This is a genomic window from Paenibacillus sp. P4_E11 (assembly GCF_056401635.1).
On record NZ_JBFUIX010000125.1, the window covers coordinates 1 to 11,407 of the forward strand.

Consider the following 11,407-nt stretch of genomic DNA (forward strand, 5'->3'; position numbering starts at 1 on the left):
TAGGTTTCTTTGCGGCTTATAATTTCAAGGACACAGCCCTCAAGCGCCCCTTTAAGCATTTCCGTTAGATTTTCCAGCACAATCACCCCTTGCTATTCTGTATCACTGGTATGAAGTGTTACTTACTACAGCTATAAAGTATCACGCAGTAGATGGTTTGTCAATAGCGTTTATGTTCGTATAGCTTAATGAATCGGTTAATTCTGCAATGGACAAAATGTCTTCGACAATAGAGGAAGAGAAAGATTGCAACAATGCAACTCCTCAACAGAAAGTGTCATTAGTTGGATTCATCGGGCGCTCACCCCATAACTCTCCATTGAATGGCAAAATGCCGTTATCGCTCAGATCCCATGATTCTGAAGCCGATTTCGATTTTCCTTACTGAGCGGCGCGAGCGCCTTATGCGCCCTAAAAAGATTATGATGTTAAGAGTGATTGTGCGTAATAATTAAATCCAAATCAGTCAATATAATGGCAACAAATGAGACTTCTTATTGTTTCATCTGAGACATTCCGTAATTTTACTATTTACAATTGAGACTTTCATACGCCGTGGCACACGTGCTAGTCTCATTCAAGCTAGATAAGATGATCGTTGGAATGGAACCGACTGTGACAATACTCCATCTAATAGTGACAAAAAGGATGCTCTGGTGATCGCAGACATGGTGAAGAACGGCTACCAATCCCCTGTCCGATTCCAATCTACTGAATACGAAGAGCTACGGGTCATAATGGCGAATCGAGAAACGGTTGTTAATGCGACATAGAGCTCTCATACATTGTAGAAACAAAAAGCTTGTCCGACAACAAGCCGGCAAGCTATTTCCTATGATTAGTTTACAGTGTCTTGCTGGCGATATAGGCTTGGCGTTTTGCCTGTGTTTTTTTTGAAAATTCGGGTAAAGGTCAATGGGTTGAGATAGCCCACACGCAAGGAGACTTCTTTGATCGATCTAGGAGTTTCAAGGAGTAATGTTTTTGCGTTTTCGATCCGCACGCGAGTGACGTAGCTGATGAAAGTTTCACCGGACTCTTCTTTGAACAGCCTGCTTAGATAGCTTGAATTCAAGCCAAAGTGGTCACTCAAACCCGACAATGAGAAATCTTGATCTATGAAATGCTCTTCAATATAGCTTTTCACCTTCTCAATAAGCAAGCTGTTGCTGTTGCCATCGCGGATGGTCTTTATGCGTTCAAATGAACGCATGAGTGCATCATAGAAGCATACCTCCATTTGCACCAGGGTGTCCTTCTCCTGCAGGATCCATTGCAGCATCGGCAACGTCTCCAGCTTCCAAATCTCACGATAATCATCCAGCAACTCGCTCATTTCTCGGTGAAGATGATAGATGAAATAATTAAACATGTTCAAAAGCTCATCCCTGGAAAACAGGTGGTGTCTCAGCTCTTCAAAAAGCTCTCGAAACCGTTCTACCCAGGCCGCATTTCCCATTCTAAACGCCTGTCCGATCACATGCAGCAGCTGAAGCTGGCGGATCATATCACATTCCTCTCTGGAGCTGATATCCTCTGCAAGAATGAGTCGATTGCTTCCCAACACAGCTTTGAAATCGAGTGTCGAGCATGCTGTTTTATAGGAAGCGGCCATTCCAACCCAGTCATGCGTAGTGACTCCCATTCCCACGGTTACGGTGGTCCTCAAGTGGGTCGCAATCCACTCTCGTACGGCTTCAAATAAATCGATCATGGGAATCGGTTGCTCGGCTTCGATGGGTTGGGTCAAGATGCCTAATCGATGAGGCTCTATCCATTCCGCCCAAACGAATACCTTATGCAGCTCTGCCGTTTCCAGAACAATCCTTCTAACCGCCGACTTGACCAGGTAGCCATCTTCAGAGGCACAGGAACGGACCCATTCCGGAAACCCATCGATCTCCGCTATCGCCAAGATGGTTGGATAGGACTCCTGAATCCTTCCAAGCTGGAGGATTTCTACCTTGGTTCGTTCGGTAACCATAGTACCTTCCAGCAGTTCTTTGAACAATGCTTGTTTTTTGAGGCTAAAATTAGGTGTATAGGGTTTCTCCAACAGGTTGGAGTTCGACTCAATTCTTCTGATAGGAATTGTCGGACAACTGCCTATCAGTATGGGCGTTTTCTTCATTCTTACGACCCCCATCATCAATTTTCCAGCTCGACCCTTATCCCTTGATGGCGCCTAGCAACATGCCCTTCATGAAATATTTTTGCAAGAAGGGATAAACAACCAGGATTGGAACAATCGCTACGGTTACCGTTGCCATCTTCACCGTTTCCGGAGGCAGGGGAGCCATATCCGACGAACCGTACAGCGCAAGCTCCTGGTTTACGTTCGGAGATTGGATCATATTCCGCAGCACGACCTGCATAGGGGCAAGTTCTCTGTCCGTTACGTACATAATGCCTTTGAAATATTCATTCCAGTGTCCAACCCCATAAAAGAGACCCAATGTCGCAACGATAGGCATGGATAATGGCAAAACGATGCTAAACAACGTCCGTACATCTCCACACCCGTCTACCTTAGCCGCATCTTCCATTTCTTCCGGCAAATTCTCGAAGTAGGTTTTGATGATGAGGAGATTGAACGTCGACACAAGTCCCGGGATCAGTAACGCCCATACGGTGTTGTAGATCCCAATTCCACGGACTACTAGATAAGTAGGAATGAGCCCTCCGCTGAACAGCATCGTGAATACAATCGCAACCAATATCGGATTTCGTCCGCCCAACCTTTTTTTGGATAGAGGATAGGCAAGTAAGATCGTAACGACCAAGTTCAACAACGTACCTAATAGGGTGATGAACAACGTTAGTCTTAGCGCATGGGGCACGCGAGTGCTGGAGAAGATTTCCTTATACGCGTCAAAGGTGATTTGACTCGGGACAATGATGAAACCACCATTTCGAAGCACTTCCGCATAGGGCGTAATCGACACGATGAAGACATAATAGAGCGGAAATAAAGTAGAAAGGGCAAACAATGTAAGACTGGAATAAATCACGATATCTACGAATCGATCCGAGCTTGATTTATGCATAACGAACGACATAACTTCACTCACTTTCTGTGATAGGGACGGAGCCCGCCCGCTCCCCGAGTTCGGCAAACCCCCGCCCCTACTTACATGCTGGTTACCCTCATGCATTCCAAACCGTCATCTAGTCGATCTACTTACTCAACAAACACTTCACGTCGTTCTTGCAAGGAGGAGTAAGCGGCTTCGGAAACCGCAATCACCTTCAGACCATCGCTTAAGGAGATAAGCGGTTGCCGATCAAATCGAATGCAATCGATGAAATGTTGGTTCATGCGCACCCACATATCATTCTCACTATATGTGAGCCGTTGTTCCACTTCGTTATCTGCTTTCAATCGGATCTCTCCATTATTGTTAACGATGGTCAATTTCTCCGTTGCCACACCTGTAATGTCGTATTCGACTCGGGTAATCCAGGGCGTGCTGACATGCCCGATCCCACCGTTTCTGAATTTCAGAACCACTGTGAAAGCATCGGCTACGCTCCCCGGGGGCAGTAGGTAAGTCCCTCCATAGGCGAAGACACTTTCCACTTCTCCGCACATCCACATGAGGATATCGTAGTCATGGGAACCGTGGGAGAAGATCGGGCCTTTCCCGTGCTGATCGTCGAAGTACCAGCTAGGCGTGTCATAATAATGGTCGCGATATTTATCATAGACTTGTTGGTTCGGGTCCAGGAAGTGCGTTCGCATCGACCACGCTTGCAGCGGTTTGCCTGCATCGGATCGGGATACGGCCTCCTTCATGGCGCGATACCTGGGGTCGAAGCGCAGCGGATAGCCGACCATGGCTTTGAGCTCGGGATGCCGGTCGCCTGCCGCTACGATTTCGGCTCCATCCGCTGCAGAGGTTGCTAGCGCCTTCTCCAGGAACAAATGCTTGCCCGATTGCAAAACCGCTACAGATATAGCCACATGGAGATGATCCGGCGTAGCGACCCATACCGCATCCAGGTCTTGCTGAAGAAGTTCCTCGTAAGTATCATACACGGTTGCTCCTACTTCTTGAGCCAATGCCTCTGCCTTGCTCCGGGTCCGGTTATGAACGGCTGTAACCGAAACACCAGGCAGCCCTTTCAGCGTTCTGGCGTGCAGGCTCCCCATCAGCCCGCAGCCGATCAGGCCCACTCTTATCGTTCTCATCTCAGAATCAAACTCCAATCTGTAAGTTATTCGCAGCTAACGCCGATTTCAGCGAGGATTCGCATTAAATGTCGACGACCGATGGTAATGCGTTCATCTAGCCCTTCAGCCGAGAAGCTTGCACCTCGATCATCCAGACGTTCGACGATGACAGGACCCTTAAATCCAACTACCTTCAAGGTGGTAAAAATGGACGAAAAATCAACATCCCCTTCACCAGGAATCGGAAAATCCGCTTCCGCTCGAGCTCCCCGGTGGTCTTTGGCAATCACGGAGATCACCTCACGGGAAATGGCCGGCAAATCCGCGCAGGGTTCAATCCCTTCGTAGAATCGCACATTCCCTGGGTCGTAACAGACTTTAACCGAGTTAGATCCGATGCTCGCAAGCGTCTCGGCCAGCTGCACGGACGTCGCGGTATTTCCTGTGTGAGGCTTGATTGAAATCAATAAACCTCTCTTCGCCGCTTCCTCCCCGATCAGCCTGAACTTCGCTGCAAAGGCATCGTCGATCTCCTTCATGTCTTCTTCGCTGCGAGGTTCATTCGGAAACTTGAAGTAGCTGTAAGTTCCCAGCGAGACTAACTCCTCTACACCCAACGCCTTGGCAAAATCCAAACGCTGAATGGCTCTTGCCAGGGGCTGCGAAGGACTAAATGCATCCGTGCTGACCAACGTTACAGGCTTCAAACCGTAGGTATCGAGGGTTTGGAGCACTCGTGCCGCTTCTCCCGTGCGACTGTCGTCGAAGACAGGCTTGCCTTCGTGCGGCAATCCGAAGGATACGTAACGGTAGCCCGCGTCGGCAATCCCTTGTAAAGCGCGCTCGAACGAAACTTTGTTATAAACCCAAGTCATACAAGCAAGTTTGATCATCCCACCGGAACCCCTTCGCTTTTATACATGGCCCAGATGGTTCTATGCGAGAGCAGCGCGTCCCTGCCGTCGGTTTCCGGTGTCGTGTCATTCATGATGGCATCCAGAAAATGATTAATTTCATACCTCACATTGCCGCCCGGAATCGGTTTATCGTCTTCCGGACCTCCATACAACAATTCCCGAACCCATTCTTTGCCCTCTTTCTTAACCGCCTCCAACTTCCACATGTCGTTGCTCAGCTCGAGAAGCGCATCCGTCGTATGAACGTGATACTTACCCGGACTTTGCGACACTTTGGTTCCCCAACTGCATACGAGATGTCCGAGCACACCGCTCTTGAATTGAATCGTGCTGTGCGCCGTGCCTTCTCCTTCCAGCCAATCCGTTCCCAGACGGGTGCCCATGGATTGAACGCGATCCGGTTCGCCGAATAACCAAAGCAGGATATCGATATAATGGCAGCCATGGCTGAATAGAACGCCGCCGCCGAGCGTCTCCTTGCGCGAGAACCAAGATTGTGGCGGCATGGGCGGCAGCAGTCCCAATTGGTACCCTTGAGCGTGGATCGGTTGGCCATACACCCCGCTATCCAAGACCTCTTTCAATTTACGCACAGCCGGCAGGTAACGAACTACGAAGGCCAGCATCAGCTTCACATGATGCTCCTCTGCTGCCTGGATTAACTGCAAGCACTCTTCTTCGCTATTAGCGAGCGGCTTCTCGATCAACACATGCTTGCCTGCCTGAATAGCTTGAAGCGCTTGTGAGGCATGTAGATGATGGGGCGTACAGAAGCTCACCGCGTCTATCTCATCCATGATCTTCGTCCAATCCGTTGTGTACTTACAACCTAACTCTTCTGCGAGCTTGGCCGCCTTATCTTCATCCAAGTCGACCACATAGGTCAGCTCGGAACGCTCCGCTCTACTGAATGCATGAGCGTGATACAGCCCCATATTCAAGCCCACAACTGCTGTTCTAATTGGTTTCATTCTCCACGCCTCCTATTGTTAGACTACTCTCTACCAGATTCCGGAACCGCCTACTTTTTTAGCCAACTTATTGGCAGCGATTACTAGTGTGAACCCAATGACCGACTTGAAGAACCCTACTGTGGTGCCGATACTGAACTCCATGCTTTCCAAGCCGCGGCGGAATACCCATGTATCGATAATATCTCCGACACCATAAACCCTTGAATTAAGGAAGATATACACTTGATCGAACCCGGCGTCCAGAATATGCCCGAGCCGGAGGATCAGCATTAGGATGAACACCTCTCGGATCCCGGGCAATGTAATGTGCCACAGCTGCCTCCATCGGCCAGCCCCGTCGACGACGGCTGCTTCATACAATTCTTGATTAATGGAGGCCAAGGCTGCCAAATAAATAATGGCGCCGAATCCGGTGTTTTTCCATAAATCCGTAACAATTAATAGGGGACGGAACAAATCTTTGCTCGTCAAGATTTCAAGTTGGCCCCACCCCATGTCGCGAACCCAGTTCGTCACAAGACCGGAACCTGGAGCAAGGAACGAAAAGACTAGTCCATAGACGATGACCCATGATAGAAAGTAAGGGCCATATGTGATCGTTTGTATGGCTTTCTTGAACCATCGCGAATGAATTTCATTCAATGCTAAAGCAAGTATCACGTCAGGCAGCATATTAAATAACAACCTATACACACTGATCAGCAATGTGTTTTTCAACACGACAAAGAAATCAGGAGATTGGAATACCATTCGAAAGTTGTCCAGCCCGACCCATGGACTTCCCCAGACTCCCTTTAACAGATTGTAATCCTTGAATGCGATAATCAATCCGCCCATGGGCAGATAGCAAAATATAGCATAGTAGAGTAACCCAGGCACCATCATGAGATACAACCAACGTTTGGTTGACAGCGACCTCAATAACCGGTGAACGGTTCCGGAAGCGATATGGGAAGCCGTAGCTGGAACCCGACTTGTCCCTGTATTTGGCAATTCGTTTCCCTCCATAGATCTGTATAGATGGTCCGTATGCACGCGATTTGGCAGAATGATGAAGCGCCGCCAAGTGGCGCCTAATGATTTGTTATTATTACTTAACGACTCCCGCATCCTTCAGATTCTGGGTATACGCATCGAATAACTCTTTGCCTTTATATTTKGTAAGCAATTCCTCGCGGTATTGCGGCCAGTTTTTGCCCGACTTGTCATCGAAGATCGCCTTTGCGAACAACTCGTTTTGCCGTTTCCGGAAGGCGGGAAGATCAAACCCTACCGGTGCAACAAGCGGTGCACCAATGTAATCATTCAACGGAATGGAGTCCAACACGTTGGCGATCTTACGATCACGATCTGTTTCCCGCTGATCAATTAACTGCAGGCCGTAGACCTCCGGTTGGGAGGTATCCGTGGTGAAGAAATTCCAGATACTCAGGAACTCCCCCTTCTTGGTCACATCATTCGTAAAGGCCTCCACGTTGAGTTTGATATTTTTTCCTTCTCTAGTGTAATGCTTGCCTTCCACTCCATAATGGGTCAGCAGGTAGCCTTCTTCACCGGCTAGCCAGTCGAGTATGGCAGTTGACCGTTCGATACGCTCCGGATTTTTATCCGCCACCGTTTTCGGGAATAGGAACGGGCTCCCGGGGGCCGACATGCTTCCGATCGCTTTATTCGTAAAGATGGGCATGGGCTGCCATTCAGCTTGGGGATTGATTTGCTTCGTGCGATATTGGAGACCTTGCGTATTGTTGTCGTAGGCAAAGTTTTTGGTTGTACCTAGAATTACGCCTACTTTTCCCTGTATGGCTTTCTCAATGTGTTGAGGGGCTTTATTCAGAAACCAGTCCGGATCAATGACTTTGTCATTCATCAGCTTGACTACGTCATTGAGCAAGGTTTCCATCTTGGGGTGCATGCTGCTGTCGACAAATTGGTTATTCTCAACAAACGAGGGGAATGGCAGGTCATTCTTCACATATTCGGGCCAATCATACCCCAAGCTTGCCCCGCCCCCGGAAGTAGTGAACCCGTATGTGTCCTGCTTGCCGTTGCCATCGGGATCATTAAAGGTGAATTGTTTCAGCATGTTGACGTATTCGTCGTAATTGGTAGGCATTTTCAGACCAAGCTTATCCAGCCAATCCTTGCGAACATACCAGCTCCGGTACGTTTTCTTCGGTCTGGGAAGCGGGGCCCGTACATATTGATTATTGGTGCGATATCGTTTCACTTCTTCTTCGGTCGTCCAATATTTGAAATAATTAGGCATTGTTCCTGGCGTTACAAACTTAGTCAGATCGGCTAACAATCCATCGATCGCATATTTCTGCCCGCCATCCCCGGTCGAGTCCCTCCACATGTCCGGAGGAGTGGACGCTAGAAGTACATTCATCTTCGATGTGTAGTCATTCCCCGCTACCATGTACGTAACCTTGAGATCGACGTTAAATTTCTCTTCGATTCTCTTCCTGACGAAGTCCGTGTCATCGGTAGGCAAGCTGGCATTCGAAGGCGCCGGGACAAACCAATTCAAGGTTAATTTGTCTTTGAATTTGTTTTCCTGCGTTGCCCCCGTTGCAGCCGTTGGTTTGGCCGAATTGCTAGGCTCTTGAACCGTACCCTCTTTCCCGCATGCGCTCAATACGATGCTGGACGTCAATAGAACTACCGTGCTTCTTTTGGTCCATTGAAGCGTTTTCACTTTCATTTTACCCCTCCATCTATTTTGGATCATCTTGTTAGCTAACGACCTGATCATCACACAGACCCCGTGACCGAACAATTGTCAGTTGTTCATTTATCATTTATTCATCGTTCTTGAGAGCCAGCAACAAATGATAACGGGTCTACTAGCACGCCAAACACCTCCTAGAATAGTTAAGTTGAACCCAGAACCCTAGGGTCTCATTCCCTGACTATTTTAAGAGGTTGCTTCTGCCGAATGTTTATCCTTGCTCTCTATGCTGATCGCGAAAGTGTCCCGGCGGCAATCCGGTTATTTGTTTGAAGCTTCGGGTAAAGTTCTGCACGGAGGTATACCGCAACCGATCTGCCACTTCCTTTATCGTAATGTCGCTGGTCAGGAGCCATTCCTTCGCCTTTTCCATCCGATATCGAATCAAGTATTCTCCGAAATTTTCTCCGAGCTCCATCTTGAACCATTTACTCAGGTTCGGCGGTGAAGTTTGAACATATTCCGCAAGCTGCTGCAGCGATAAATCGCTATCGAAGTTGTTGTGTACGGCTGCAATAACTTGTTCGATCGCTTTTTTGCGCCTTGGAATCTGTTTGGTTTCCAAGCTTATCTGTACGCAGGGGAGCAAGGTTTGGATCAACCAGTCGTGCAATTCATCCAGGGATGTGGTTTCGAATAACCGTGCTTGTACATCCTCTTGCAATACCTCATACAGATCGCTCCCCGACTCTTGCAGCAATTGATCGATTTCCGCTATTAAATGCGCGATTAGACCTAGAATAATATCGGAGTGGCGCAACGTTTTCATCGCTTCGCGAATTAATTCCGAGACATGATCCGCCGCTTTCTCGAATTCACCACGCTCCAGCGAGATGAGTACCGCACGTTCCGCTTTTACAACATGCCGACTAGCTTTACTAAGCACGGGTTGGATTTCCTTGTGGGTGATCAGTACATTCGTACCTAACGTCCAGCGGTACACTATGAAGGAGAGGGCTTCCTCGTAGCCGTGATGAATGTTCTGATAGCCCTTACAAACTTCCCCGATCATTACGGACGTGGTAAAAGGAATGTGCTGGCCCATGTTGGCTTGTATTTCACGTCCTACCTTCCGAACGATAGACTCGGTTTCTTCCGTAATCTCTTCGAATCCAATGATGAAGACAACCCGTCCCAACTGAGGGGAGAAGGTTAATATAGGGAACTGCGCTTCCACGGTCTCCGTAATCAGGTTGCGTAGCAGATACATGATCATAGAACGATCCTGATCCTTGTACGCACGCTTGAACCCGATCAGTTGGTCGATCTCTACTACGCCTACATAAAACCAATCGCCACGGAGAGGTTCCAAATAAGCTCTGGTCTCTTCCTCCCCTAGACCATAAGTTATTTCTCCGCGTATCAGCCGTAATAAATAGGATTCCCTCATTAAAGGCATTTGCTCGTCCAGACGTCGCAACAAGTGGGTGTTCGCAAACTGCAAATCCTCCATATGACGGTCCAACGCCTTCACGATGTCCAGCTTCGAGCTTTTATCCTGTTTTTCTTTAGTCGTGAATTTGTAAAACAACTCTTGGAGCGGCAGCAACAGCCGATTGGAGCCAATCGTGGCGACCAGTGCCCAGAAAAGCGCGGTAATGGCTATGATCAGAAGGGACACATGTTGAATTTGATCGGTCTTTTGCGTGATTTCTTTCATCGGCGACATTGCCAAATAGGTCCATCCGTTTACATTGGATTTGACTGAGGATAAGGCAAACTTGGTCTCACGAATCTTCATCTTGTCAGGAAACGGCTGCATGCCGGTCATATAGGGCTGCAAGGCACTGGAGGCTACCGACAGAGGAATACCGAAAACGTCGGGATTCCCGGAAGTAATCATCTTGCCTTGCTCGTCGAATAGAAAGATCGTCCGGTTTCCATTCAGAGTAGATTGCTCGAACAGACCTTGCAATCGGTTCGTATCTAATTGAAGAACCAGGATTCCTTTCGGAGAAACCGTATTCAACGGCACCGATCGTACAATAAGCAATTCATTCTGGTTCGTATACGTATGAGGCGGCACTATAAAAGATGAATTGTTCGGCAGTTGCATGAGCTTCACTAGTTCATTGTTGGGGAATTCAATTTGACGGATTATGCCCATTTTATGAGAGTAGGTAGTATTGAAGCTTGTGAGGATCAGGGAAACATCGAAGGGAATATCCGAGTTCACGATCACCTGCTGAATCACGTTCATGGCTTGTGACGAATCGTTGAACTGTTCCATCGAAATCCCACTATTTACAATCCTTTGCAAGGAAGCGTTCGAAGCCAATGTCAATGAGATTTGGTCCATCCGACTTACGTAATTGTCAACCTGCGCTTGGATTTGCTTCAGGATAATCTGATAATTCCGATCTACCTCATCTTGTAGATTACGAGTGGAGATGAGGGAAGAAACGAAGCCTAGAATGAGTAGAGGAACAAGGCTGAGGACTAGCGAGAATACCAATAGTTGTCGTTTAAGTGTCCAATGCTTGATTGTGAACATGCATTCCCCTCGCTTTTGCTAGTAGCCGCTATGCTATCTGGCCCATTATAGCACGAAAAATAAGGGGAAATGGCAGTCAAAACTACTCGAACGCCCATTTCTCAAAAAATGTAG

The 11,407-nt window shown here is 48.1% G+C and carries 8 protein-coding genes and 2 pseudogenes; 1 reads left to right on the forward strand and 9 read right to left on the reverse strand.

Features of this window, described 5'->3' with window-relative positions:
• A pseudogene (locus tag AC1DWB_RS28385) lies at positions 1-77 on the reverse strand (PadR family transcriptional regulator); the annotation flags it as partial.
• A 525-nt stretch (positions 78-602) separates the two neighbouring features.
• On the opposite strand from AC1DWB_RS28385, the pseudogene AC1DWB_RS28390 reads away from it, so the two are divergent.
• A pseudogene (locus AC1DWB_RS28390) lies at positions 603-761 on the forward strand (IS110 family RNA-guided transposase); the annotation flags it as partial.
• Between the two features lie 77 nt (positions 762-838).
• On the opposite strand, the gene AC1DWB_RS28395 reads toward AC1DWB_RS28390, so the two are convergent.
• The 8 genes from AC1DWB_RS28395 to AC1DWB_RS28430 form a co-directional block, all read right to left on the reverse strand.
• Entirely contained in the window at positions 839-2,131 is a 1,293-nt protein-coding gene (locus tag AC1DWB_RS28395) for a helix-turn-helix transcriptional regulator (RefSeq protein ID WP_477544463.1), read from the reverse strand.
• Positions 2,132-2,168: 37 nt separating this feature from the next.
• On the reverse strand, positions 2,169-3,059 hold the full coding sequence (locus tag AC1DWB_RS28400) for a carbohydrate ABC transporter permease (RefSeq protein WP_477544464.1): 891 nt from the start codon (positions 3,057-3,059) through the stop codon (positions 2,169-2,171).
• 122 nt (positions 3,060-3,181) lie between these two features.
• Positions 3,182-4,192: a Gfo/Idh/MocA family protein gene (locus tag AC1DWB_RS28405; RefSeq protein WP_477544465.1), complete on the reverse strand. Its 1,011-nt coding sequence runs from the start codon at positions 4,190-4,192 to the stop codon at positions 3,182-3,184.
• A 26-nt stretch (positions 4,193-4,218) separates the two neighbouring features.
• Positions 4,219-5,067, reverse strand: a complete 849-nt coding sequence (locus AC1DWB_RS28410) for a sugar phosphate isomerase/epimerase family protein (protein WP_477544466.1) — start codon at positions 5,065-5,067, stop codon at positions 4,219-4,221.
• Entirely contained in the window at positions 5,064-6,062 is a 999-nt protein-coding gene (locus AC1DWB_RS28415; protein ID WP_477544467.1) for a Gfo/Idh/MocA family protein, read from the reverse strand. The genes AC1DWB_RS28410 and AC1DWB_RS28415 overlap by 4 nt, the downstream gene beginning before the upstream one ends.
• A 30-nt stretch (positions 6,063-6,092) precedes the next feature.
• Entirely contained in the window at positions 6,093-7,058 is a 966-nt protein-coding gene (locus AC1DWB_RS28420) for an ABC transporter permease (RefSeq protein WP_477544468.1), read from the reverse strand.
• A 97-nt stretch (positions 7,059-7,155) separates the two neighbouring features.
• Positions 7,156-8,772, reverse strand: coding sequence for a type 2 periplasmic-binding domain-containing protein (locus AC1DWB_RS28425; RefSeq protein WP_477544469.1), 1,617 nt, complete (start codon positions 8,770-8,772; stop codon positions 7,156-7,158).
• Positions 8,773-9,010: 238 nt separating this feature from the next.
• Positions 9,011-11,293, reverse strand: coding sequence for an AraC family transcriptional regulator (locus tag AC1DWB_RS28430; RefSeq protein WP_477544470.1), 2,283 nt, complete (start codon positions 11,291-11,293; stop codon positions 9,011-9,013).
• Between the last annotated feature and the right edge of the window lie 114 nt (positions 11,294-11,407).

What these genes read in the sequence shown, in the direction of transcription:
- AC1DWB_RS28410 (WP_477544466.1), bottom strand. Translation starts at nt 5,067, where the DNA reads ATGATCAAACTTGCTTGTATGACTTGGGTTTATAACAAAGTTTCGTTC.
- AC1DWB_RS28395 (WP_477544463.1), bottom strand. Translation starts at nt 2,131, where the DNA reads ATGAAGAAAACGCCCATACTGATAGGCAGTTGTCCGACAATTCCTATC.
- AC1DWB_RS28400 (WP_477544464.1), bottom strand. Translation starts at nt 3,059, where the DNA reads ATGTCGTTCGTTATGCATAAATCAAGCTCGGATCGATTCGTAGATATC.
- AC1DWB_RS28415 (WP_477544467.1), bottom strand. Translation starts at nt 6,062, where the DNA reads ATGAAACCAATTAGAACAGCAGTTGTGGGCTTGAATATGGGGCTGTAT.
- AC1DWB_RS28430 (WP_477544470.1), bottom strand. Translation starts at nt 11,293, where the DNA reads ATGTTCACAATCAAGCATTGGACACTTAAACGACAACTATTGGTATTC.
- AC1DWB_RS28405 (WP_477544465.1), bottom strand. Translation starts at nt 4,192, where the DNA reads ATGAGAACGATAAGAGTGGGCCTGATCGGCTGCGGGCTGATGGGGAGC.